The sequence below is a fragment of the Cupriavidus sp. 05T42 genome, from assembly GCF_056396345.1.
The window spans coordinates 282,052-307,067 of record NZ_JBFTLH010000006.1; the positions used below are offsets into that span (position 1 = coordinate 282,052).

At 65.1% G+C, this 25,016-nt stretch carries 21 protein-coding genes; 20 read left to right on the forward strand and 1 reads right to left on the reverse strand.

Annotation, left to right across the window (positions count from 1 at the left end):
* Nucleotides 1-7 precede the first annotated feature (7 nt).
* The 15 genes from AC1EJR_RS10940 (at nucleotide 8) to AC1EJR_RS11010 (ending at nucleotide 17,528) form a co-directional block, all read left to right on the forward strand.
* Entirely contained in the window at nucleotides 8-1,129 is a 1,122-nt protein-coding gene (locus tag AC1EJR_RS10940; protein ID WP_092289630.1) for a sn-glycerol-3-phosphate import ATP-binding protein UgpC, read from the forward strand.
* Nucleotides 1,126-1,899, forward strand: coding sequence for a glycerophosphodiester phosphodiesterase (gene ugpQ, locus AC1EJR_RS10945; RefSeq protein WP_092289628.1), 774 nt, complete (start codon nucleotides 1,126-1,128; stop codon nucleotides 1,897-1,899). Before AC1EJR_RS10940 ends, ugpQ begins: the two co-directional genes overlap by 4 nt.
* Nucleotides 1,900-2,200: 301 nt before the next feature.
* Nucleotides 2,201-5,053, forward strand: a complete 2,853-nt coding sequence (locus AC1EJR_RS10950) for a 2-oxoglutarate dehydrogenase E1 component (RefSeq protein ID WP_092289626.1) — start codon at nucleotides 2,201-2,203, stop codon at nucleotides 5,051-5,053.
* Between the two features lie 87 nt (nucleotides 5,054-5,140).
* Entirely contained in the window at nucleotides 5,141-6,397 is a 1,257-nt protein-coding gene (gene odhB, locus AC1EJR_RS10955; RefSeq protein WP_477147052.1) for a 2-oxoglutarate dehydrogenase complex dihydrolipoyllysine-residue succinyltransferase, read from the forward strand.
* A gap of 93 nt (nucleotides 6,398-6,490) precedes the next feature.
* Nucleotides 6,491-7,915, forward strand: a complete 1,425-nt coding sequence (gene lpdA, locus AC1EJR_RS10960) for a dihydrolipoyl dehydrogenase (RefSeq protein ID WP_092289621.1) — start codon at nucleotides 6,491-6,493, stop codon at nucleotides 7,913-7,915.
* A gap of 110 nt (nucleotides 7,916-8,025) precedes the next feature.
* On the forward strand, nucleotides 8,026-9,123 hold the full coding sequence (zapE, locus tag AC1EJR_RS10965) for a cell division protein ZapE (RefSeq protein ID WP_441593555.1): 1,098 nt from the start codon (nucleotides 8,026-8,028) through the stop codon (nucleotides 9,121-9,123).
* Nucleotides 9,124-9,368: 245 nt separating this feature from the next.
* Entirely contained in the window at nucleotides 9,369-11,882 is a 2,514-nt protein-coding gene (locus AC1EJR_RS10970) for a heavy metal translocating P-type ATPase (RefSeq protein WP_477147053.1), read from the forward strand.
* 2 nt (nucleotides 11,883-11,884) lie between these two features.
* Nucleotides 11,885-12,031, forward strand: a complete 147-nt coding sequence (gene ccoS / locus AC1EJR_RS10975) for a cbb3-type cytochrome oxidase assembly protein CcoS (RefSeq protein WP_092289615.1) — start codon at nucleotides 11,885-11,887, stop codon at nucleotides 12,029-12,031.
* A 158-nt stretch (nucleotides 12,032-12,189) separates the two neighbouring features.
* The gene (ccoN, locus tag AC1EJR_RS10980; RefSeq protein WP_477147054.1) at nucleotides 12,190-13,650 is read left to right on the forward strand and encodes a cytochrome-c oxidase, cbb3-type subunit I; all 1,461 of its coding nucleotides are present in this window, start codon (nucleotides 12,190-12,192) and stop codon (nucleotides 13,648-13,650) included.
* Between the two features lie 18 nt (nucleotides 13,651-13,668).
* Nucleotides 13,669-14,334 (forward strand): cytochrome-c oxidase, cbb3-type subunit II, encoded by a 666-nt coding sequence (gene ccoO / locus AC1EJR_RS10985; RefSeq protein WP_477147055.1) that lies wholly within the window; start codon nucleotides 13,669-13,671, stop codon nucleotides 14,332-14,334.
* Nucleotides 14,335-14,339: 5 nt separating this feature from the next.
* Nucleotides 14,340-14,510, forward strand: a complete 171-nt coding sequence (locus tag AC1EJR_RS10990) for a cbb3-type cytochrome oxidase subunit 3 (protein ID WP_092289610.1) — start codon at nucleotides 14,340-14,342, stop codon at nucleotides 14,508-14,510.
* A complete protein-coding gene (gene ccoP, locus AC1EJR_RS10995) occupies nucleotides 14,507-15,421 on the forward strand; it encodes a cytochrome-c oxidase, cbb3-type subunit III (RefSeq protein WP_092289608.1) in 915 nt (304 codons plus the stop codon). Before AC1EJR_RS10990 ends, ccoP begins: the two co-directional genes overlap by 4 nt.
* Before the next feature lie 55 nt (nucleotides 15,422-15,476).
* Nucleotides 15,477-17,018 carry a cytochrome c oxidase accessory protein CcoG gene (ccoG, locus tag AC1EJR_RS11000; RefSeq protein ID WP_477113334.1) on the forward strand — a complete coding sequence of 514 codons (1,542 nt, stop codon included), beginning with the start codon at nucleotides 15,477-15,479 and terminating at the stop codon, nucleotides 17,016-17,018.
* Nucleotides 17,019-17,058: 40 nt separating this feature from the next.
* Nucleotides 17,059-17,286 (forward strand): hypothetical protein, encoded by a 228-nt coding sequence (locus AC1EJR_RS11005; protein WP_092289604.1) that lies wholly within the window; start codon nucleotides 17,059-17,061, stop codon nucleotides 17,284-17,286.
* On the forward strand, nucleotides 17,283-17,528 hold the full coding sequence (locus tag AC1EJR_RS11010) for a hypothetical protein (RefSeq protein ID WP_092289602.1): 246 nt from the start codon (nucleotides 17,283-17,285) through the stop codon (nucleotides 17,526-17,528). The genes AC1EJR_RS11005 and AC1EJR_RS11010 overlap by 4 nt, the downstream gene beginning before the upstream one ends.
* Nucleotides 17,529-17,556: 28 nt before the next feature.
* On the opposite strand, the gene fnr is transcribed toward AC1EJR_RS11010, so the two are convergent.
* Nucleotides 17,557-18,282, reverse strand: coding sequence for a fumarate/nitrate reduction transcriptional regulator Fnr (gene fnr, locus AC1EJR_RS11015; protein WP_092290819.1), 726 nt, complete (start codon nucleotides 18,280-18,282; stop codon nucleotides 17,557-17,559).
* Between the two features lie 84 nt (nucleotides 18,283-18,366).
* Between fnr and AC1EJR_RS11020 the strand changes: the two genes are divergently transcribed.
* The 5 genes from AC1EJR_RS11020 to nusA all read left to right on the forward strand — a co-directional run bounded on the left by AC1EJR_RS11020 (nucleotide 18,367) and on the right by nusA (nucleotide 24,961).
* On the forward strand, nucleotides 18,367-19,125 hold the full coding sequence (locus AC1EJR_RS11020; RefSeq protein ID WP_477147056.1) for a sulfite exporter TauE/SafE family protein: 759 nt from the start codon (nucleotides 18,367-18,369) through the stop codon (nucleotides 19,123-19,125).
* Between the two features lie 636 nt (nucleotides 19,126-19,761).
* Entirely contained in the window at nucleotides 19,762-20,685 is a 924-nt protein-coding gene (gene scpB / locus AC1EJR_RS11025) for an SMC-Scp complex subunit ScpB (RefSeq protein ID WP_477147057.1), read from the forward strand.
* A gap of 28 nt (nucleotides 20,686-20,713) precedes the next feature.
* Nucleotides 20,714-22,663 (forward strand): 23S rRNA pseudouridine(2605) synthase RluB, encoded by a 1,950-nt coding sequence (gene rluB, locus AC1EJR_RS11030; protein ID WP_092289597.1) that lies wholly within the window; start codon nucleotides 20,714-20,716, stop codon nucleotides 22,661-22,663.
* A gap of 337 nt (nucleotides 22,664-23,000) precedes the next feature.
* A complete protein-coding gene (gene rimP, locus AC1EJR_RS11035; RefSeq protein WP_092289595.1) occupies nucleotides 23,001-23,489 on the forward strand; it encodes a ribosome maturation factor RimP in 489 nt (162 codons plus the stop codon).
* Nucleotides 23,486-24,961, forward strand: a complete 1,476-nt coding sequence (nusA, locus tag AC1EJR_RS11040; RefSeq protein WP_477147058.1) for a transcription termination factor NusA — start codon at nucleotides 23,486-23,488, stop codon at nucleotides 24,959-24,961. Before rimP ends, nusA begins: the two co-directional genes overlap by 4 nt.
* Nucleotides 24,962-25,016 lie beyond the last annotated feature (55 nt).

The window sequence follows — 25,016 nt, forward strand, 5'->3', positions numbered from 1 at the left end:
GAAAGCCATGGCAAAACTGTCACTTCGCAACGTTCAGAAAACCTACGCCGGCGGCACGCAGGTCGTGCACGGCATCGACATGGAAATCGCCGACGGCGAGTTCATCGTCATCGTCGGCCCCTCGGGCTGCGGCAAGTCCACGCTGCTGCGCATGGTCGCCGGGCTGGAAACCGTTACCGGCGGCGAGATCCATATTGGCGACAAGGTAGTCAACGACTTCGAGCCGGCCGAGCGCGACATCGCGATGGTGTTCCAGAACTACGCGCTCTACCCGCACATGACCGTGTACGACAACATGGCCTACGGCCTGCGGATTCGCGGCATGTCCAAGGCCGAGATCGACCAGCGCGTGAAGCACGCGGCGGGCATCCTGGAGCTGGGCGCGCTGCTCGAACGCAAGCCGCGCGCGCTCTCGGGCGGTCAGCGCCAGCGCGTGGCGATGGGGCGCGCCATCGTGCGCGAGCCGGCCGTGTTCCTGTTCGACGAGCCGCTGTCCAACCTCGATGCCAAGCTGCGCGTGCAGATGCGGCTCGAGCTGAAGGACCTGCATCGCCGCCTGGGCACCACCAGCCTGTACGTCACCCATGATCAGGTCGAGGCCATGACGCTGGCCGACCGCATGATGGTGCTGAACGGAGGCCGGGTGGAGCAGATCGGTACGCCGCTCGAGGTCTACTCGCGTCCGGCCAGCACCTTCGTGGCCGGCTTTATCGGCTCGCCGCCGATGAACCTCGTGCCCGTGGTGCGTACCAACGCCGCCCAGGGCGAGGCGCAGATGCGCGTGGTGCCGAAGGCGAATGGTGCCGGCGAAGGGCAGGGTGCGCCGGCCACGCTCGGCCATCTGCCGATGGGCCTGCACCTGCCCGAGCAGGCGTTGATGGGGCTGCGCCCCGAGCATATCGAGCCGTGCGCGGCCCACGACGCCATCGCGCATGTCGATGTGCGCGTGGTCGAGGCGCTCGGCGCCGATTCATTCGCCTATGGTTCGCTGGGCGGCCAGTTGATCGTGGTCCGGCTGGACAGCCACATGCCAGTGCGTGCCGGTGACCGTCTGCCGATCACGGCTTCGGCTGATCATCTGCACTTCTTCGACGCGACGTCGGGCAAGCGTATCGAGGCACTGGCATGAGTGCGTCAATCGTCACGTTTCCTGTGGTCGATGCAGCCAACTGGCCGTATCCGCGCCATATCGCGCACCGGGGTGCCGGCAAGCTCGCACCCGAGAACACGCTGGCCGCGTTCCGGCATGGGGCGTCGTTCGGCTACCGGATGTTCGAGTTCGACGTGAAGTTGTCGGCCGACGGCAAGCCGGTGCTGATGCACGATGCCACGCTGGACCGCACCACGTCCGGCAAGGGCCGCGTCGACGCTATGACGCTGGGCGAACTGGCCGCGCTGGACGCCGGAAGCTGGCATAGCCCGGCCTATGCCGGCGAACCGGTGCCGACCCTGGCGACGATCGCCCGCTACACGCGCGCCAATGGCTTCCACGTCAATATCGAGATCAAGCCGGTGCCTGGCACGGAATGGCGGACCGGCGCAGCAGTGGCGATTGATGCGCTTTCGCTCTGGCAGGGCGCCGACGTGCCGCCGCTGCTTTCGTCGTTTTCCGAGGAGGCGCTCGACGCCGCCCGCCAGGTGGCGCCCGGCCTGCCGCGCGCGCTACTGCTCGACAAGCTGCCCGCCGACTGGCCCGAACGCCTGCGCCGGCTGGGCTGCGTAGCCTTGGACGCCAACCATCGCGAGCTGGACGCGGCCGTCATCGCCCGCGCCCATGCGGACGGTTTTCAAGTGTTGTGCTACACGGTGAACGACGCGTCCCGGGCCGCCGAGCTATTGTCTTGGGGGCTGGACGGACTGATCACGGACGCGGTCGATCGGATCGAGCCGGCCGCCTGATGGCGTAGCACCGATGTGTGGCGGCAACGGTCATGATTTTGCATCACGAAAAGTCCCCACTGTCGTTGGGCAAACGTGCTATGCTTTTGCGAGTGAAGACTAAGGTCCTTCCCCGCACAACTTGCCCTTTCGGGCTGTCGGTGAGACCCCAGACAGACGGCACCTTCGCGGTGCCGTTCGTTCAAGGTAGCGCTGTCTGGCTCCCAAGAGTTGTTTGCAATCCGCTAACCGGTCAAGCCGTGTCGCGGAAGGTTGATGAACCCGCTTAACTCCGGCATTCCCGGAGAATAGTGAGCGCCCCATGATGCAGCAGTATCAGAGCAATTCGTACCTCTTCGGCGGCAACGCCCCCTATGTGGAAGAGCTGTACGAGGCCTATCTCCAGAATCCCAGCTCGGTTCCCGACAACTGGCGCGCGTATTTCGACGCGATGCAGAATGTCCCGGCTGTGGATGGGTCCAACTCCCGCGATATCCCCCACGCACCGATCGTTGCCTCGTTCGCCGAGCGCGCCAAGCAGGGCCCCATCAAGACCATCGTTGCCTCGGCCGATTCCGACATGGGCCGCAAGCGCGTTGCTGCGACCCAGCTGATCGCTGCCTACCGCAACATCGGTACCCACTGGGCCGACCTCGATCCGCTGAAGCGCCAGGAGCGTCCGCCCCTGCCTGATCTGGATCCGGCGTTCTACGGTTTCTCCGAGGCCGACCTCGACATCGTCTTCAATGCCAGCAACACGTATTTCGGCAAGGAATCGATGAGCCTGCGCGAGTTGCTCAACAACCTCCGTGAGACCTACTGCGGCACCATCGGCGCCGAGTTCATGTACGTGAGCGACCAGGCGCAGAAGCGCTGGTGGCAGGAGCGCCTGGAAACCACGCGTTCCAAGCCCGTGTTCACGCTGGAAAAGAAGAAGCACATCCTGGACCGCCTGACCGCGTCCGAGGGCCTTGAGCGCTTCCTCCACACGAAGTACGTCGGCCAGAAGCGCTTCTCGCTCGAAGGCGGCGAGAGCTTTATCGCCGCGATGGACGAGCTGATCCAGCACTCCGGTTCGAAGGGTGTGCAGGAAATCGTGATCGGCATGGCCCACCGTGGCCGTCTGAACGTGCTGGTCAATACGCTGGGCAAGATGCCGGCCGACCTGTTCGCCGAATTCGAAGGCAAGCACGTCGATGACCTGCCCGCCGGCGACGTCAAGTACCACAAGGGCTTCTCGAGCGATGTCTCGACCGAAGGCGGCCCGGTTCACCTGTCGCTCGCGTTCAACCCGTCGCACCTGGAAATCGTCAACCCGGTGGTCGAGGGTTCGTCGAAGGCCCGCCAGGAACGCCGTGGCGAAGCCGGCCACAAGGAAGTGCTGCCGGTGCAGGTGCACGGCGACGCCGCCTTCGCTGGCCAGGGCGTGGTCATGGAGACGCTGAACCTGGCGCAGACCCGCGGCTACGGCACGGGCGGCACCATGCACATCGTCATCAACAACCAGATCGGCTTCACGACGTCTGACCCGCGCGACGCGCGTTCCACGCTGTACTGCACGGACGTGGTCAAGATGATCGAGGCTCCGGTGCTGCACGTGAACGGCGACGATCCCGAAGCCGTGGTGTACGCCATGCAACTGGCCACCGACTTCCGCATGGAATTCAAGAAGGATGTCGTGGTTGACATCATCTGCTTCCGGAAGCTGGGCCACAACGAGCAGGACACGCCGGCTGTAACGCAGCCGCTGATGTACAAGAAGATCTCGCAACACCCGGGCACGCGCAAGCTGTACGCCGACAAGCTGGCCGCGCAGAACCTGGTGCCCGCCGACTTTGGCGACCAGCTGGTCAAGGAATACCGTGCCGCGATGGACGCGGGCAAGCACACGGTGGACCCGGTCCTGTCGAACTTCAAGAACAAGTTCGCCGTGGACTGGATGCCGTTCCTGAACCGCAAGTGGACCGACGCAGCCGACACCGCCGTGCCGGTGACCGAGCTGAAGCGCCTGGCCGAGCGGATCACGACCATCCCCGAGCACCTGAAGCTGCACCCGCTGGTGGAAAAGGTCATCAAGGACCGCGCCAACATGGGCCGTGGCGACCAGCCTCTGGACTGGGGCATGGGCGAGCACCTGGCGTTCGCATCGCTGGTGGCCTCGGGCTACCCGGTGCGTATCACCGGCCAGGATGCTGGCCGTGGCACCTTCACGCACCGTCACTCGGTACTGCACGACCAGGGTCGCGAGCGCTGGGATGCCGGCAGCTACGTGCCGCTGCAGAACGTGTCCGAGAATCAGGCCCCGTTCACCGTGATCGACTCGGTGCTGTCCGAAGAAGCCGTGCTCGGCTTCGAATACGGCTACTCGACTGCGGAACCGAATGCGCTGGTGATCTGGGAAGCCCAGTTCGGCGACTTCGTGAATGGCGCCCAGGTGGTGATCGACCAGTTCATCTCGTCGGGTGAAGTGAAGTGGGGCCGCGCCTCGGGCCTGACGATGATGCTGCCGCACGGCTATGAGGGCCAGGGTCCGGAACACAGCTCGGCCCGTATCGAGCGTTTCCTGCAGCTCTGCGCAGACCACAACATTCAGGTTGTGCAGCCGACCACGCCGGCACAGATCTTCCACCTGCTGCGTCGCCAGATGATCCGGCTGTTCCGCAAGCCGCTGGTGATCATGACGCCGAAGTCGCTGCTGCGTAACAAGGATGCGGTGTCGCCGCTGTCCGACCTGGCCAAGGGTCACTTCGAGACGGTCATCCCCGATCACGAAGAACTGAACGCCAGCAAGGTCAAGCGCGTGATCATGTGCTCGGGCAAGGTCTACTACGACCTGGTCAACACCCGCAAGGAGCGTGGTGCCACCGACACGGCGATCATCCGCCTGGAACAGCTGTACCCGTTCCCGCACAAGGCTGTGGCCGCCGAGCTCAAGAAGTACCCGGGCGTGACCGAAATCCTGTGGTGCCAGGACGAGCCGCAGAACCAGGGTGCCTGGTTCTTCGTGCAGCACTACATCATGGAAAACATGACGGAAGGCCAGAAGCTCGGTTATGCCGGTCGTCCTGCCTCGGCTTCGCCGGCGGTGGGCTACTACGCAAAGCACAACGAGCAACAGAAGGCGCTGCTGGACGCTGCGTTCTCCAAGCTCAAGGGCTTTGTGCTGACCAAGTAATAAGACGGCCGGCCCGGCGCGCAGTGGTGCGCGCCGGGCTTCGGCCTGTTTGAACATACACGCATACATCGAGGAAAATTTCTCACCATGGCTATTGTTGACGTCAAGGTTCCGCAACTGTCTGAATCGGTCGCCGAAGCGACCATGCTGAACTGGAAGAAGAAGCCGGGCGAAGCTGTTGCCCAGGACGAGATCCTGATCGAGATCGAGACCGACAAGGTCGTGCTGGAAGTGCCGGCGCCCGCCGCCGGCGTGCTGTCGCAGATCATCAAGAACGACGGCGATACCGTCGTGGCCGATGAACTGATCGCCAAGATTGATACCGAAGCCACCGCTGGCGCCGCCGCTCCGGCTGCCGCCGCCCCGGCTCCGGCCGCTGCACCTGCCGCCGCCGCCCCGGCTCCCGCTGCCGCCACCGGCGCCAGCGGCATCGCCATGCCGTCGGCTGCCAAGCTGATGGCCGAAGGCGGCCTGTCCGCCGGTCAGGTTGCCGGCACTGGCAAGGATGGCCGCATCACCAAGGGTGACGTGCTGGCCGCCGGCTCGGCGCCCGCACCGGCCGCCAAGGCCGCCCCGGCACCGGCTCCGGCCAAGCCGGCCCTGCAGCAAGTGTCCGCCCAGGTGGACTTCGCCGCGCTGGGCGACCGCCCGGAAGAGCGCGTGCCGATGAGCCGCCTGCGCGCCCGTATCGCCGAGCGCCTGGTGCAGTCGCAGTCCACCAACGCCATCCTCACTACGTTCAACGAAGTGAACATGAAGCCGGTGATGGACCTGCGCAACAAGTACAAGGACCGCTTMGAGAAGGAGCACGGCGTGAAGCTGGGCTTCATGTCGTTCTTCGTCAAGGCTGCCGTGCACGCCCTGAAGAAGTACCCGATCATCAACGCCTCGGTGGATGGCAACGATATCGTCTACCACGGCTACTTCGACATCGGTATCGCGGTGGGTTCGCCGCGTGGCCTGGTGGTGCCGATCCTGCGCAACGCCGACCAGATGAGCCTGGCCGACATCGAGAAGAAGATCGCCGAGTTCGGCGCCAAGGCCCGTGACGGCAAGCTGTCGCTGGAAGAACTGACGGGCGGCACGTTCTCGATCTCGAACGGCGGTACGTTCGGTTCGATGCTGTCGACGCCGATTATCAACCCGCCGCAATCGGCCATCCTGGGCGTGCACGCCACCAAGGATCGTGCCGTGGTGGAAGACGGCCAGATCGTGATTCGCCCGATGAACTACCTGGCCATGTCCTACGACCACCGGATCATCGATGGTCGCGAGGCTGTGCTGGGCCTGGTGGCGATGAAGGAAGCGCTGGAAGATCCGGCCCGCCTGCTGCTGGACCTGTAAGCGTCCGTCTCCTCCCTCTGAATTGAAGGACACCCGCTCCCCGCCGCCCGTTGAATCGGGCGCGTGGGAGCAGGCCGTCCAGAAGGAAACTCCATGAGCAAACAATTCGACGTGCTGGTGATCGGCGCCGGCCCCGGCGGCTATATCGCCGCCATCCGCGCAGCCCAGCTGGGCCTGAACGTGGCCTGCTGCGAAGGCAACGCCTATGACGACCCCAAGGGCGAGCCGCGCCTGGGCGGCACCTGCCTGAACGTGGGCTGCATCCCCTCCAAGGCATTGCTGGCTTCCTCGGAAGAGTTCGAGAACGCCTCGCACCACCTAGCCGACCACGGCATCACCGTGGGTGACGTCAAGGTGGACGTGCCCAAGATGCTCAAGCGCAAGGACGACATCGTCGGCAAGATGACCAAGGGCATCGAGTTCCTGTTCCGCAAGAACAAGGTGACGCTGCTCAAGGGCTACGGCAAGTTCGCCGGCAAGGCTGCCGAAGGCTTCCAGGTGGAAGTGGCCGGTGAGGTCGTGACCGCGAAGCAGGTCATTATCGCTACCGGTTCGAAGGCCCGTCACCTGCCGGGCATCACCGTGGACAACAACCTCGTCAGCGATAACGAGGGCGCGCTGAAGTTCCCGACCGTGCCGAAGAAACTGGGCGTGATTGGCGCCGGCGTGATCGGCCTGGAACTGGGCTCGGTGTGGCGCCGCCTGGGTGCCGAAGTGACCGTGCTGGAAGCGCTGCCTGCGTTCCTGGGCGCTGCCGATGAAGGCGTGGCCAAGGAAGCGCAGAAGCTGCTGACCAAGCAGGGCCTGCAGTTCAGCCTCGGCGTGAAGGTCAACGAGGTCAAGACCGGCAAGGACAGCGTCACCGTCAGCTATGACGACAAGGACGGCAAGGCCCAGACGCTGGAAGTGGATCGCCTGATCGTGTCCGTCGGCCGCGTGCCGAACACCGACAACCTGAACCTGGAAGCGGTGGGCCTGGGCGCGGACGCGCGCGGCTTCATCGAGGTGGACGACCACTGCCAGACCAAGGTGCCKGGCCTGTGGGCCATCGGCGACGTGGTGCGTGGTCCGATGCTCGCCCATAAGGCGGAAGACGAAGGCGTGGCCGTGGCCGAGCGCATCGTCGGCCAGAAGCCGCACATCGACTTCAACACGGTTCCTTGGGTGATCTACACCTTCCCGGAAATCGCGTGGGTCGGCAAGACCGAGCAGCAGCTGAAGGCCGAAGGCCGCCAGTACAAATCGGGCCAGTTCCCGTTCATGGCCAACGGCCGTGCGCTGGGCATGGGCGCCTCGGACGGCTTCGTCAAGATGCTGGCCGATGCCAAGACCGACGAGATCCTGGGCGTGCACATCGTGGCCGCCAACGCGTCGGACCTGATCGCCGAAGCCGTCGTGGCGATGGAGTTCAAGGCCGCCAGCGAGGATATCGGTCGCGTCTGCCATCCGCACCCGTCGATGTCCGAAGTCATGCGCGAAGCCGCGCTGGCCGTGGACAAGCGCCAGCTCAACATGTAAGGCTGATGCCTGCCATTGCGTGAGCACCGGCGCGCCGCAACCAGCGGCGCGCCGTTTTCACTTGCAGCGCCCGCGCATCTTGCGCCGGACGCCCCCAGCGTGAACCCAGCATGAACGTCACCGAGTTTTACGAGAAAGAACTGCAACAGCGCGGCTACCAGTCGGACGAGGCGCAACTGCGCGCCGTGGCACGGCTGCAGCAGTGCTACGACGAATGGGTGGCCTACAAGAACCGGCGCAACAACGCGCTGAAGAAGCTTCTGGTGCACCCCGATGTGCCCAAGGGCGTCTACCTGTGGGGTGGAGTGGGGCGCGGCAAGTCGTTCCTGATGGACAGCTTCTACTCTTGCGTGCCCGTGGTGCGGAAGACGCGGCTCCATTTCCACGAGTTCATGCGCGAAGTGCATCGCCAGTTGGAGGAATTGCGAGGTCGGCCCGACCCCCTCGACGAACTGGCCAAGCGCATCGCGCGCAAATACCGGCTGATCTGCTTCGACGAATTCCACGTCAGCGACGTGGCGGACGCCATGATGCTGCACCGCCTGCTGGACCAGATGTTCGCGAATGGCGTGCAATTCGTGATGACGTCGAACTATCGCCCGGACCTGCTGTACCCGGACGGCTTGCACCGCGAACGCGTGCTGCCCGCGATCGACCTCCTCCAGGAGAAGCTCGACGTGCTCAACGTGGACGCGGGTATCGACTACCGCAAGCGCGCCCTGGAGCAGGTCGAGGCGTACCACACGCCGCTGAACCGCGAGGCCAGCGCGGCGCTGCGCGATGCCTTCGTGGGTATCGCCGGCACGGCCGACGAATCGCCGATCCTCCATATCGAGCACCGTGAACTCAAGGCGCTGCGTAAGGCGAACGGTGTGGTCTGGTTCGACTTCGCCACGCTCTGCGGCGGCCCGCGCTCGCAAAACGACTATCTGGAGCTGGCGTCGCAGTTCCATACGGTGATCCTGTCGGATGTGCCGAAGATGACGCCGCGGATGTCGTCGGAGGCGCGCCGCTTCACCTGGCTGATCGACGTGTTCTACGACCACAAGGTCAAGCTGCTGATGTCCGCCGAGGTGCCTGCCGACGAGTTGTATACCGAAGGGCAGATGGCTGGCGAGTTCCATCGCACGGTGTCGCGGATCATCGAAATGCAGTCACGGGAGTACCTGGAGTCCGAGCGACGGACCATGGATACCTCGCTGACCTGAGCGGGCTGGAAGCTGTTGTCGGACTGGTACGAATCCGACCTATTTGATCTGCATCAAGGCGTATGGTGTGCGTGCTACCTACTATCCGTGGGTATTAAAAGCGCGCCATGCCGTCCCCGTCCCTACCTACCCCATCGCTCGCACCAGCCGGCGGCCCCCTTGGGGTGCTGCCAGCGACAACGACGACCTTGCCGCCCCCATCCGCCGCCCGGCGCGCGATTCCCGCGACGCCTGCGGCCCCCACGATGGCGGGCGCTTCGCCATCCCCATCGACTTCCACGCACGTAGACGGCCATTGCTTTCACTGCGGCCAGCCGCTGACGTCACCGGAGCCGGTATTCATTGCCGATGTCGAAGGCAGCGCGCGCAGTTTCTGCTGCGGCGGCTGCCAGACGCTGGCGCAGATGCTCCACGCGGCCGGTTTCGGCCATCTGTATGGCGATACCTCTCGCTTCGCGCGTCCTATCGACGACGCCGCGCGCCGGGAAGCCGAGCCGGTCTGGGCTGCCTACGACACGCCCGAGCTGCGCCAGCAGTTCGTCCGCCCGCTAGGCGATGACAAGGCTGAGGTCACTCTGGCGCCGGAAGGTATCCGCTGCGCTGCCTGCGCGTGGCTGATCGAGCAGCGCCTGGGCCAGCTGCCGGGTGTGGAACTGGCGGTGGCCAACGTGGCAACGCGCCGCGTGGTGGTGCGCTGGCGGGAATCGCAACAAACCGTGTCAGCCTTGCTCGGCGCCCTAGCGGACATCGGCTATATGGCGTGGCCATTCGAGGCGTCCCGCAGCGACCGCCAGGACCGCCGCGAACGGCGCGGGCTGCTGATGCGGATGGCCGTGGCGATGCTCGGCATGATGCAGGTCATGATGTACGCGTGGCCGATCTACACCCATGAAGCCACGATCGATGCTGGCCAGTTGCAACTGATGCGCTGGGCCAGCTTCGCGCTGACGCTTCCGGTCGTCTTTTATTCTGCCTCCCCGATTTTCACCGGCGCCTGGCGCAGCCTGCGCCAGCGCGCGATGGGCATGGACGTGCCCGTGGCCATCGGCGTGGCCGCCGGCTTTCTGGCCAGCGCAGCCGCCACGGTGCGCGGCGTGGGTGAGGTCTACTTCGATTCCGTGACGATGTTCGTGGCCTTCCTGCTGCTGGCCCGCTATCTGGAACTGCGCGTGCGTCAGGCGTCCCGAAGCGGCGCCGAGATGCTCGCGCGTCAGCTTCCGGCCACCTGCGAGCGCCTGACGGAGGGCGGCACCGCCGAGCGCGTGCCGGTGGCCCGCCTCGGCGCGGGCGACCGTATCCGGGTCAAGGCCGGTGAAATCATGCCCGTGGACGGCGTGGTGCTGGCTGGCATCAGCGAACTCGACGAATCGATGCTGACCGGCGAGGCACGACCGGTGCGGCGGGGTATCGGCGATGCGGTACTCGCCGGGTGTTTCAACACGGCCAGCCCGCTCGAGGTGCGCGTCGGGCGCATCGGCGCCAATACGCGGCTGGCCGAGATCGTGGCGGTGCTGGACCGTGCCCTTGCGGAAAAGCCACGACTGGCGATGCTGGCCGACCGCGTCGCAGGCTGGTTTGTCGGCGCGCTGCTTGGGATGGCGGCGGTCACCGGTATCGTCTGGGCCGTCTGGATCGATCCGTCGCGCGCGTTGTTGGTGACGGTGGCGGTGCTCGTGGTGAGCTGTCCCTGCGCGCTGTCGCTGGCTACGCCTGCGGCGCTGGCGGCCGCCGGTGCGGCACTGTCGCGGCGCGGGGTGCTGCTGACGCGGTCTCACGCCATCGAAACCCTCGCGCGCGTCACCGACATCGTGCTCGACAAGACCGGCACGCTGACCGAGGGGCGCTTCGCGGTGGTACTGACCGAAGCCACAGGCCGCCTCGAAGCGGACATCTGCCTGGCGATTGCCGCGGCGATGGAGCAGGGCGGCGAGCATCCGATAGCCCGGGCGTTCCTCGATGCCCGCGCACCATCGACCGGGCGGGAGCAGCCCTCGGTGGACGATCTGTGCAATGTGCCGGGGCAGGGAGTCGAAGCCTGTGTCGACGGGCGGCGCGTGCGGCTTGGCCGGCGCGACTTCGCGGCGGCGTTGGCGCTGGAGGCGGGCGTCTGGGTCGGCGATGACGCKGCCATCGGCGCCTCTGGCAACGCCCATCGCKGCGCTACCGAGGTCTGGTTGGGCGCTGCCGAGGGCCTGCTGGCACGGTTTTTCCTGTCCGATATTGCACGCCCGCAGACGCCGGCGCTGATCGACGCGCTCGACCTGCTTGGCATTCGTACTCATCTGATTTCTGGCGACAACGTCGAAGCGGTGCGCTGGTGGGCCGACCATTTCGGCATGGAAACCGCCCATGGCGCCGTGACGCCCGAAGGCAAACGCGCCTATGTGGCCGCGCTGCAAGAGCAGGGCGCTGTGGTGCTGGCCGTGGGCGACGGCATCAATGACGCGCCGGTGCTGGCCCAGGCACAGGTCTCCATCGCAATCGGGAGCGGCGCACCGCTGGCCCAGGCAGGCGCCGACGCGGTCCTCACGCATGGCGGCGTGGCCGAGATTGCCAACACCATCGCCGCCGCGCGCCGTACGCGCCGCGTGGTGCGGCAGAACCTCGGCTGGGCCTTCTTCTACAACATTGTGGCCATTCCGCTGGCCGCCACAGGGCTGGTCACGGCCTGGATGGCAGGCATCGGCATGTCCGTGTCGTCGCTGCTTGTGGTGGCCAATGCCTGGCGCCTGCTGCGTGCACCGAACAAGGAGCGCTGACCATGGAAACCCTTTACCTGCTCGTGCCAATGAGCCTGGTGCTCGTGGCGCTGATAGCTGGCGCGCTCTGGTGGGCGCTCAACGCGGGCCAGTACGACGACCTCGACCGACCCGGCGAAGCCATCCTGCTCGATAACGACAAGCCATGAATTGCAAGCTTTTTACGAGGCCGAGTGGCGCGCGGCAGCAACAGTTCCCTTCGTTGAATAGCGACTTGACCGGGATCAACGCGCGGGCGGCGGCGACTTTCTAAAGTCACACCAACACTAGGGTTAAACGATCTTTACTTCTGTATTTGGGGGTCTGAATGGATGTCTCTACCGCGTCTCCACGCGTCGACACCTTTAACTACGGCGTCGTACGGCAGTTTGCCGTGATGACCGTGGTTTGGGGGATCGTCGGCATGGCCGTCGGCGTTCTGCTGGCGGCGCAACTGATCTGGCCAGATCTCAATTTCAATACCCCGTGGCTGTCCTTCGGGCGCCTGCGTCCGCTGCACACCAACGCGGTGATCTTCGCCTTCGGCGGCAGCGCGCTGTTCGCCACGTCGTACTACGTGGTGCAGCGCACCTGCCAGGCGCGCCTGTTCTGCGGGCCGCTGGCAGCGTTCACGTTCTGGGGCTGGCAGATCGTCATCGTGGCGGCTGCCATCACGCTACCGCTCGGCATCACGACTTCCAAGGAATATGCGGAACTCGAATGGCCAATCGACATCCTGATTACGCTGGTCTGGGTCGCCTACGCGGTGGTGTTCTTCGGCACCATCATCAAGCGCAAGACGCGCCATATCTACGTGGCCAACTGGTTCTTCGGCGCGTACATCCTGACCATCGCCATCCTGCATATCGTGAACAACATCGAGATGCCGGCGTCGATGTGGAAGTCGTATTCCGCCTATGCGGGCGTGCAGGACGCGATGATCCAGTGGTGGTACGGCCATAACGCCGTGGGCTTCTTCCTGACCACCAGCTTCCTCGGGATGATGTACTACTTCATCCCGAAGCAGGCCGGACGGCCGATCTACTCGTACCGGCTCTCCATCGTCCACTTCTGGGCGCTGAACTTCACCTATATGTGGGCCGGCCCCCACCATCTGCAATACACCGCGCTGCCGGACTGGGCGCAGTCGCTCGGCATGGCGTTTTCGCTGATCCTGCTCGCGCCGTCCTGGGGCGGGATGATCAACGGGATCATGACCATGTCCGGCGCCTGGCACAAGCTTCGCACGGACCCGATCCTCAAGTTCATGGTGGTTGCGCTGTCGTTCTACGGCATGGCCACGTTTGAAGGATCGATGATGTCCATCAAGACCGTGAATGCGCTGTCGCACTACACGGACTGGACGATCGGCCATGTCCACTCGGGCGCGCTCGGCTGGGTCGCGATGATCTCGATCGGCTCGCTGTACTACCTGATTCCACGGCTGTTCGGGCAAAAGGAGATGTTCAGCGTCAAGCTGATCGAGTGGCACTTCTGGATCGCGACGATCGGCGTGGTGCTCTACATCGCCTCGATGTGGATCGCCGGCGTGATGGAAGGGCTGATGTGGCGCGCCACGCAGCCGGACGGCACGCTGACCTACGCGTTCGTCGAAGCGGTCAAGGCGAAGTATCCGTTCTACCTGATCCGCCTGCTCGGTGGCCTGTGTTTCCTGACCGGCATGCTGGTCATGGCCTACAACGTGGTGCGCACGATCGCCGGCAAGACGGCCACGKACGCGCCGATCCCGGCCAGCCTGCCGGCTTCCGCCCAGGCTCCCGCACACTGACCGCCGAGGATTGCTGAGATGTCACAAAAACAAGGATTCTTCACCCACGAAACACTGGAAAAGAACGTTGGCTGGCTGATCATCGCCACGATCATCGTGGTGAGCATTGCGGGTCTGGTGCAGATCGTGCCGCTGTTCTTCCAGCATTCCACGACCAAGCCCGACGCGGGCATCGTGCCCTACACGCCGCTGCGCCTGATGGGCCGCGATATCTATATCCGCGAAGGCTGCGTCGGCTGCCATTCGCAGCAGGTGCGCACGCTGCAGGCCGAGACGGAGCGCTATGGCCATTTCTCGACGGCCGGCGAGTCGGTGTATGACCATCCGTTCCTGTGGGGTTCCAAGCGTACCGGTCCAGACCTCGCCCGCGTGGGCGGCCGGTATTCGGATGACTGGCAGCGCATCCACCTGCGCAATCCGCGCGATGTGGTGCCGGAATCGGTGATGCCGTCGTATCCGTGGCTCGAGAAGACCGCGCTGCCGACGGGCGATATCCAGGGCCGGATGCGCGCCCTGAAGCGGTTGGGTGTGCCGTACACCGAGGAGCAAATCGCCCATGCCCCTGAGGAACTCGCCGGCAAKACCGAAGAGGACGCGATGGTGGCCTACCTGCAAGGCCTCGGCCTGAACCGCCGCAACGTGCGCCTGGACGCCGCCACGGCGGCCGCGGCACCGAAGGAGTAACCGCCATGGCCATCCTGACCTCCGCTGCCACCGTGCTGTCGATGCTGGCCTTCCTCGCCATCTGCTGGTGGGCCTGGTCGTCGCGGCGCCAGGCCGCCAACGAGGAGTCAGCCATGCTGCCCTTCGCGTTGCCCGACGAGACCACGATAACGACAAGCCGGAACCCACAGTCATGAGCGATTTCTTTTCCGATTACTGGAGTTACTACATTACGGCCATCTCGCTGGTCGGCATCGCGTGGTGCGTGTGGCTGCTGTTCTCGCAGCGCCGGGCGCCAAAAAGCCAGGGTGCGACCGAGGATACCGGCCATGTCTGGGATGGTGACCTGCGCGAGTTGAACAACCCGCTGCCGCGCTGGTGGATGTGGATGTTCCTGCTGGCCTGCATCTTCAGCGTGTGCTACCTGGTGCTGTATCCGGGCCTGGGTTCCTACGCCGGCGTGCTGGGGTTCTCCTCGCAGGGCGAACTGGCGGCGCATCGACAGGCTGCCGAGAAGATGCAGAACGAGATCTACGGGAAGTACATGTCGATGGACGTGACGAAGGTCGCCGCCGATCCCGACGCCCGTGAAATTGGCCAGCGCCTGTTCCTGAACTACTGCGCGCAGTGCCATGGCTCCGACGCGCGCGGCAGCCGCGGCTTTCCGAACCTGGCCGACAACGACTGGCTCTATGGCGGCGACCCCGAAACGATCCGTCAGACGATCACCAAGGGTCGCAACGGCATGATGCCGCCGTTTGCGGGCGTCATCGACGCCAAGCTCGCCGGGGACACGGCCCAGTATGTGCGCTCGCTGTCGGGCCTGGCGTCTGACCCGATCCGCGCGTCGCGGGGCGAGGGCACCTTCAAGACCACGTGTGCGGCCTGCCATGGGGCCAGCGGCAAGGGCAACCAGGCGCTCGGCGCGCCGAACCTGTCGGACAGCGTCTGGCTCTACGGCAGTTCGGAAAATGCCATCGTCGAGGCGATCCAGAAGGGTCATAACGGGCACATGCCCGCGCATGAGGAAATCCTGACGCCCGAGCGCATCCGCATGCTGACCGCCTACGTGTGGGGTCTCTCCAATACAGGAGCGGCCGGACAATGATCAACAGCCCCCGGGCAGGGCGGCCAGCCGCCTGCCGGGGCGCGAGGAACACAAGATGAACGCGCCCCCCAATGCTGCACAGCCCGTAGCGGACGACCCCGCTACGTCGGAGCCCTCACGGCCCGACGACAGCCCGCCATGGCGCCCGGCTGCCACGCCGCGATCCGGGCAATCTGCCCAATCGGCTGAATCTTCGGAAGAAACACTCTACGAGGTCCGGCGCAAGATCTATCCGCGCTCGGTCACGGGCGCCTTCTCGAGCTGGCGCGTCTGGCTCGTCATCCTCACCCAGCTGGTCTACTACGGCGCCCCGTGGCTGCAATGGAACGACCGCCAGGCGGTGCTGTTTGACCTCGGCGCGCGCAAGTTCTATATCTTCGGCCTCGTGCTGTGGCCGCAGGACGTGATCTACCTCGCGGTCCTGCTTGTCATCTCGGCGCTCGCCCTGTTCCTGTTCACCGCCATCGCGGGCCGGCTGTTCTGTGGCTACGCGTGTCCACAGACCGTCTACACAGAAATCTTCATGTGGATCGAGCGACGCGTGGAAGGCGATCGCATCGCCCGCATCCGGCTGGACGGCGACCCGTGGAGCCTGCGCAAGCTGCGGCTCAAGGCGACCAAGCACACGCTCTGGGTGGTGATCGCCCTGTGGACCGGCTTCACGTTCGTCGGCTATTTCTCGCCGATCCGCGAGCTGGGCGGGCAGGTGATCGACCTCTCGCTGGGGCCGTGGCAGTCGTTCTGGATGCTGTTCTATGCCTTCGCCACCTGGGGCAACGCCGGCTTCATGCGCGAGCAGGTGTGCAAGTACATGTGCCCATATGCGCGTTTCCAGAGCGTGATGGTCGACCGCGATACCTTCGTGGTGACCTATGACGTAGGCCGTGGCGAGCCGCGCGGCAGCCGCTCGCGCAAGACGGACCGGCACACCGCCGGCATTGGCGATTGCGTCAATTGCAGCATCTGCGTGCAGGTCTGCCCGACCGGGATCGACATCCGTGACGGATTGCAATACGAGTGTATTGGCTGCGGTGCCTGCATCGACGCCTGTAACCAGGTCATGGACAAGATGGCCTATCCGCGTGGCCTGATCCGCTACACCTCTGAGAACGCGATGCGCAAGGGCCTGTCGGCAGTCGCCGCGCGCAAGCGCTTGTTCCGCACGCGGACGATTGTCTACGCGGTGATCTGGTCGGCGCTGGTGGGGGGCTTCATCGGGTCGCTGGCGATGCGCACGCCGCTCAAGGTCGATGTCATCCGCGACCGTGGCGCGTTGGGCCGCGAGGTCGAAGGTCGCTGGATCGAGAACGTGTACCGGCTGCAACTGATCAATACGACCGAGACGCCGATGCGCGTCCGGGTACAGGCGACGAGCGCGGAGCTGCAAGGGTTGACCATCGAGTATGACAAGTCGGCAGAAACGCTGGCGCCTACGTCGAACCGGCTGTTGCCGGTGCGGATCCGTATCCCGATCGACCACGCGCCGCAGGGCACGCACAAGATCCGTATCACGGTCACGGGGGAGGGTATGGACGACGCACGCGGACGCGCGCAGATCCAGGAAGCGACCAGTTTCATCGTGCCGCGCGGCCTGTAGGACAGGTCATTCAGGAAATATTCGACGCAAGGAGTAGGCAATGACAGCGCAACAAGTCAAGCCGTGGTGGAAGGAACCGTGGCCGTGGCTGCTGATGAGCGGACCGCTGCTGGCGATGATCGGCTGTGGTGTGACGATCTGGCTCGCCAATACCCACGCCGACGTGCCGGTGCGCGATGCCGCGCGGCATGGGCTGGTGGTGGAGAAGCTGGATGGGTCCGCCGTGCGTGCCGACGCCCATGTCAATGACACGGCGAGGCGGCCATGAGACTACGCTGGCTGATGTGGGTGATGTGGCCAGCGTTCCTGATGGGCGGCGTGGCCACGGCAACGGTGTTCTCGATTGTCGATCCCAGTGACCTGAGCTTCTTCGGTCATCCGGTCGACGCGTCGCGTGAGGCGATCTATACCGTGGGATTCCTGCTGGCGTGGCTGTTCTGCGCCTTGTCGAGCGGCCTGACGCTCTACACCATGCCAACGCCGCTCAGCGATACCGATGAACTCGAGTAGCGAGTGCACCGGCGCCGGCGAGCCGGCCTTAGCAGGAGCGGTTGTAGATCTGCTTGATGCCGGCCATGTCGATGAGCTTGACGTGGCGCTGGCGGATCTGGATCAGGCCCGCCTCGGCAAAACGAGAGAACAGGCGGCTGACGGTTTCGAGTTTCAGGCCAAGATAACTGCCGATCTCCTCGCGACTCATGCGCAATACGAACTCGCTCGACGAGTAGCCACGCGCCGACAGGCGATCGGAAAGATTGACGAGGAACGCGGCAAGCCGCTCCTCGGCCCGCATCGAACCCAACGTCATCAGCATCACCTGGTCCTGCGAAATCTCCTTGCTCATCAAGCGCAGGAACTGGGTTTGCAGCGAGGGCAGGTCAGACGAGAGCGCCTGCAAGTCGTTGAAGCGTACGACGCAGACTTCGGCATCCTCGAGGGCCGTGGCATCGGAAGCATGCTGCATTTCGCCGAGGCCATCCATACCGACCATCTCGCCGGGCAGATGGAAGCCGGTGATCTGCGAGCGGCCGTCTTCGAGCGTCACGTGCGTCTTGAGCGTGCCGAAACGCACGGCATAGACGGCGGTGAGCGGATCGCCCATGCGGTAAAGCGTTTCGCCCTTGTGCACGCGCACGCGTTCCTGCACGAGCGTGTCCATCTTCAGGAGGTCCTGGTGCGACATGCCTACCGGCAGACAAAGCTGGCCCATCCCGCACGTAGAGCAGCGGGGCGAGATCTCGGTGACGGGTATGGAGGTAAGCAATTGAGGGCTCTTGGTGATGCGCATTGCAGCGAGGGCGCGACAGATCAATTTTACCGCGTGAAGTGACGCGGAAGCGAGGGACCGTTGCCATTTGGTGTGCTTTTCAGCGTTTTTATCGTTGCGTTGTTTGGTGGCGTCCACTGTGCTGCGATGTGTGGCGGCATTGCGATGGCGGCCGAGCAGCGCGCGGCGGTGCGCGTGCCGGTGACGATCCATCGCTCGCCGCGCGGCTGGCTCGTGGAATTGCTGGCGATGCACGCCGGCCGCCTGACCACCTACGMGTTGCTGGGGGCGGTGGTGGGTGCCGTCGGCGCCACCGTATGGAAGCAGGACTATCTGCCTGTGCAGCGATGGCTCTATGGCGCAGGCGGAGCGATGCTGGTGATGTCGGGCTTCTGGCTGTTGCGTGGGCGCACCATGCGTGCGACGCGCCTGGAGGCGTTCGCGGTGCGCATGGCCCAAGGGGTGGTGGGTCGCATGGGCGCGCTCGGTATCAGGCTGCCTGCCGGCCTGGCCCGGCATGCGCCGCTGCTGCGGCGCTTCGGTCTGGGACTCGCCTGGGGGATCGTGCCGTGCGGGATGGTCTATGGGGCACTCGCAATGGCGTTGCTGGCCGGCAATGCGGCGTCGGGCGCGCTGGTCCTGTTCGCCTTTGGGTTGGGAACGCTGCCAAACCTACTGGTGATTTCGGGGTTGTCGGGCTATGTGCGCCATGTGTCGCGCCGGCCGGCGGTCCGGACCGTGGCGGGCGTGCTGATCATCGGCTTCGGCATCGTGGGCGTGGCGCGGGCGGTCTGGCTCCCGGAGACGCTGGCTGCGCATGGGTTCTGCGTGGTGTTCTAGGACGATTCCGGGCGGCGGACAGGCCGCCCCGGTTCGTGCCATTCGCCACGCCGGGCGGCGGGCGGGTTGCGGAGGGGGGCGGGAATGCCATACAATCGCGAGAACCACGGTATCGCGCCACGTAATTCCCTGGCGTCGCCGGGCCGGCATCCCTGATCTGGGATGCGTGTCCATGGGTCCGAGGCAGCATTGGCTTGCCGGATCCGTCCCCACAGTGCATCCGGTTCAAAAGATCTGGTTTAAAAGGCCGGTCGGCCTTGTGGAGTGGTGGTGCAGGCGCAGGACGAAGCTTGTCCGGGCCGATATCCGTTTTTTCTTGCCGCCTTGGCAATCTGATTGTCCTGGCGAATGTCCGCTCCAAGGGGAAGGGTTCCGCCTGCGAGGGTAAAGGCGAGAGCGCGACGCAAGAGGTTCGACTCCCGGCGAAGCCAGCCGGATGCGGACGATCTCCTGCCGGAACGACCCGGCAAATCGATGCAAAAGAACGAAGTGCACCGCTTGGCTGCMTGGGCTGCGACAGGCTGCGAGTTGGCTGCGCAATGAGATGGCGGTGGCATCGGTACCGCTGTATCCGAAATCTCCAGTGCTCCGGGATTCGTCCGGGAGCAGGTGCAAAGACAGGCTGCACACAATCACATGAATACCCAAGAGGCGAAGATCGTCCTCGAGACCGCGCTGATTTGTGCGCAGGAGCCCCTGCGCGTCAACGATCTCCGCCGTCTTTTCGCCGACGATGTCGGCGCCGACACCATCCGCGCCCTGTTGGACGAATTGCGACAGGACTGGCAGCAACGCGGTGTGGAACTCGTGGCCCTGGCCAGCGGTTGGCGTTTCCAGAGCCGGCCCGAGATGCGCGAGTTCCTCGACCGGCTCAACCCGGAAAAGCCGCCCAAGTATTCGCGCGCGGTGATGGAGACGCTGGCCATCATCGCCTATCGCCAGCCCGTGACGCGCGGCGATATCGAGGAAATTCGCGGCGTGACGGTCAGCACCGACGTGGTCAAGAAGCTCKAGGACCGCAGCTGGATCGAGGTGATCGGGCATCGCGACGTACCGGGCCGTCCCGCGCTCTATGCCACGACCAAGGCGTTTCTGGACGATCTGGGGCTGCGCACGCTGGATGAGCTGCCGCCGCTCGAGGATGCCCAGGCCCAGGTCCAGGCAGCCCTGCTGGACCAGCAGGCGATAGATTTTGAAGAAGTTGCCACGGCCAACCCGCCGGCTGGCGATGAAGAGACCTTTGCCGAGCCCCAGGCCGCCGAGACCGCTACCGATGCGGTGGAAGCGGAAGTCGTGGCCGCGGCGGAGAGCGACCATGCGGAGCCGGTGGAGACGGAAGCCCACGGCGCCGATACCGAACAGAACGACACGCCGCACCCGCAAGACAACAGCGTTGCGCAGTGGTCCGCCGATGGCGGGCATGACGACGACGCGCCGCTGGCCCACGCCAACGGTTTCCACGTGGACACAGCTGCTTCCTCCCCGGAAGCGGCCGACGATTCGGTCCGGGACGGCAACGCGCCGCATCCTGCTGAGGACGACGAACGCGTGTCCAACTGAATAACACGCAACATCGATAGTGAATACTTTGTCTGATTCCGCTGAGCAAGACGTCCGGCAACCGGACGCGCCGGGCGATACCGGCGCTGCGCCCGACGCGGGCAATGGCACCGACGGCGCGCCGCGCCGCAAGGGCCTGCGCCGTGGCCTGCGCAATCTGGTGGCGTCGCGCCGCCAGTCCGCACAGGACCGCGAGGGTGGCCGTGCCGAGGGCGATGCCGCCGCACCGGCGCAAGCCGACGCGCCGCAGCCCGACGCCGCCGCACCGGCCGGTCGCGAGCCGCGCGCCCGTGGCCGCCGCAAGCCGGCAGCCGATCGTGATGCCCGTGACGTCCGCGAACCGCGCGCCGAGGCGAGTGACGCCGACGGCCAGCCTGCGCAGCCACAGGGTGCCGGCGTGCGCAAGCGCCGCCAGCAGCCCCAGCGCAAGGCTGCGCTGGTCGATGGCGACAACAAGCCGGCAGCCCAGCAGCCGGGCCGGCGCGACAAGCGCGGCCAAGGCGGTCAGGGTGGCCAAGGCGGCCAGGGTCAGCGCAAGGGGCAGGCGGGCGCCGCAGGCGGCAAGCCTTCGGAAAAATTCGAGCAGCGCGCCGGTGACAAGCCGGCTCGCGGCGCGAAGGCCGGCAAGCCTGCTGGCGGTGCCGAGGACGTCTTCAAATTCGTGATCTCGGAACAATTCGATCAGGAAGAGATGGCGCTGCCGCGCACCAAGGCCAAGCCGGTGCGCGAACTGTCCGCCGACGATGACGCGCCCAAGCTGCACAAGGTGCTGGCCGAAGGCGGCCTCGGCTCACGCCGCGAAATGGAACAGCTGATCCTCGAGGGTCGTGTCTCGGTTAACGGTCTGCCGGCCCACATCGGCCAGCGGATCTTGCCGACCGACCAGGTGCGCGTGAACGGCAAGCTGATCCATCGCAAGGTGTCGAGCAAGCCACCGCGCGTGCTGCTGTATCACAAGCCGTCCGGCGAAATCGTGAGCCAGAGCGATCCGGAAGGCCGTCCGACCGTGTTCGACAGCCTGCCGCGCATCAAGGCCGGCAAGTGGGTGGCGGTGGGTCGTCTCGACTTCAATACCGAAGGCTTGCTGATCTTCACGACCTCGGGCGATATCGCCAACCGCTTCATGCACCCGCGCTACGGCGTGGAGCGCGAATACGCGGTGCGCACGCTGGGCGAGCTGGCCGAGGCCGACCGCCAGGCGCTGCTGCACGGTATCCAATTGGACGATGGCGAAGCGAACTTCCTGCGCATCGCTGATGGCGGTGGCGAAGGCGTGAACCAGTGGTATCACGTGGCGCTGACCGAAGGCCGTAATCGCGAGGTGCGCCGCATGTTCGAGGCCGTTGGCCTGACCGTGTCGCGCCTGATCCGTACGCGCTACGGCCAGTTCCTGCTGCCGCGCGGCCTCAAGCGTGGCCGCTGGCAAGAGCTGGACCCGACCGACGTGCGCGCGCTGATGGCCAATATCGGCCTGAAAGCGCCGGCGAAGGGCGAGCAGGGCGGCAAGGGTGCCACCAAGGTGGGCGGCCGCAAGGCGCGTACCGAGGCGGCCATTGCGGGCATGCCGATGCACACCGGCATGGACGGCCTGCCGCGCTACGAAAAGGGAGGCGCGCGCGGTAACGGCGGCGGTGCCGGCCGTGGTGGCCAGCCCGATCCGATGCAGACCTCGATGGGTTACATCCCGACCGGCCCGGCGCCGCTGACGTCGCATACCACCAAGTTCAGTGGTGGCGCGGCCGGCGGCCTGCGTGGCGGCGGTGCCGGTGGGCGCGGTGGCAATCGCGGCGGCCTTGGCGGCGGTGGTGGCCTGGGMGGCGGAGGCATGGGTGGCCAGCGCGGCCAGCAGCGTCGCGGCGGTGGTGGCGAGGCCAACGGCAATGTGATGCCGAAGGCAGCCAAGGGCGGCGGCAATGCCAGCGGCCCGCGTCGTCCGCGCGGTCGTGGCGGCAACCAGGGGGGTGGCGGTCACCGCTAACCCAGGCAGGCGGCATGCCGGCCGGGGCTCGCCCTGGCCGCACGCTGCCCGCGGATCCTGTCCGGCTTTTGCCTTTTGGACATAATCCGCGTATAATCCAAGTCTATTCAAAAGTGTCATCCTTAGCGAGGGTGGGCGAATGATGGGCATTGCGCCCATTTTTTTTTGGTTCGCCCGTTTTGTGCTTGTGGCCGCGACTGCGCCACGCCGGCGCCGGGGATGACGGGGCAGGCAAGGCAGCGGTTCGTTCCAGAACCTCGTTTCAGGACCTAGTTTCAGAACGGAAGTCGTTGTCCGGTGTCTGCCATGGTGTTGAAGGCCACTATTCGGGAATACAGTGCATCTGGCAGATTTGATCGAAACCACCCTTAACGGCATGGGCTACGAGTTGGTTGAGCTTGAGCGTGCCCCCGTCGGACTGCTGCGTGTCTATATCGATCAGCCTGAAACCGGCATCGTCATTGAGGATTGCGAGAAAGTAAGCCGCCAGCTTACCCATGTGCTTACGGTCGAAAATGTCGACTACGAGCGCCTCGAGGTGTCCTCGCCCGGTCTGGACCGGCCGCTGAAGAAGCTGGCCGATTACGTCCGTTTTGCCGGCGTCGAGGCCAGAATCACGCTGCGCCTCCCGGTGAATGGCCAGAAGAATTTCGTCGGCATCATCCAGGCACCCACTGGCGATGACGGAGCCGAGAAAATCGGCCTGGAATTCGAAGGACGCGACGGCCCGGCACTGCTGGAATTCGCCATATCCGACGTCGACAAGGCACGGCTCGTGCCAGTGATCGACTTCAAGGGAAATCAAAGAAAAGGGAACAAGCAATGAGCCGCGAAGTTCTGTTGCTCGTCGATGCGCTTGCGCGTGAAAAGAACGTCGACAAGGATGTGGTATTCGGTGCGCTCGAAGCAGCACTCGCTTCGGCCACCAAGAAACGCTTCGAGGAAGACGTGGATATCCGCGTCGCCATCGACCGCGAATCCGGTGAGCACGAAACGTTCCGCCGCTGGCTTGTCGTCCCCGACGAGCAGGGCCTGCAGGAGCCGGACAAGCAGATCCTGCTGTTCGAAGCCCGCGATCAGGATCCGGAGATCGAGCTCGAGGAGTTTGTCGAAGAGCAGATCGAGTCCGTGGAATTCGGCCGGATTGGCGCCCAGGCGGCCAAGCAGGTGATTTTGCAGCGGATCCGCGACGCCGAGCGCGAGCAGATCCTGAACGATTACCTGGATCGTGGCGAAAAGGTCATGACCGGCACGGTCAAGCGTGCCGACAAGAAGGGTCTGATCGTGGAGTCCGGCCGCGTGGAAGCGCTGCTGGCCCGCGACCAGATCATTCCGAAGGAAAATCTCCGTACCGGTGACCGCGTACGGGCGTATATCCTCAATGTGGATCGCGCCGCGCGCGGCCCGCAGATCGAACTGTCGCGTACGGCACCCGAGTTCCTGATCAAGCTGTTCGAGAACGAAGTGCCGGAGATGGAACAGGGCCTGCTCGAGATCAAGGCGGCCGCCCGCGACCCCGGCGTGCGCGCCAAGATCGCCGTGGTGGCCCATGACAAGCGCATCGACCCGATCGGCACTTGCGTGGGCGTGCGCGGTACCCGCGTGACGGCTGTGCGCAACGAGATCGGCGGCGAGGCCGTGGATATCGTGCTGTGGTCGGAAGACCCGGCGCAGTTCGTGATCGGCGCACTGGCGCCGGCGCAGGTGCAGTCCATCGTCGTGGACGAGGAAAAGCATTGCATGGATGTGGTGGTGGACGAGGAAAACCTCGCCGTCGCCATCGGCCGCAGCGGCCAGAACGTACGCCTGGCGTCCGAACTGACCGGCTGGCAGATCAACATCATGACGCAGGAAGAATCGGCGCAGAAGCAGGCCGAGGAAAGCGAAGTGGTACGCAAGCTGTTCATGGCCAAGCTGGACGTGGACGAGGAAGTGGCGGACATCCTGATCGAGGAAGGGTTCTCCACGCTGGAAGAAGTTGCCTACGTGCCCATCAGTGAAATGATGGAAATTGAGGCCTTCGATGAGGACACCGTCACTGAGCTGCGCAACCGCGCACGCGATGCGCTGCTGACGATGGAACTGGCCCGGGAAGAAAAGGTGGAAGAGGTGTCGCAGGATCTGCGCTCGCTCGACGGCCTGACCCCCGAGCTGATCGGCAAGCTGGCCGAAGGCAATATCCACACGCGTGACGACCTGGCCGAACTGGCTGTGGACGAACTGGTCGAGCTGGCCKGCGTGGCGGATGAGGAAGCCAAGGCGCTGATCATGAAAGCACGGGAACATTGGTTTAACTGAGGGACACGTACGGGGCCAGGGGCCCCGGCGCTTTCCGCATACGATTTGTCCCGAC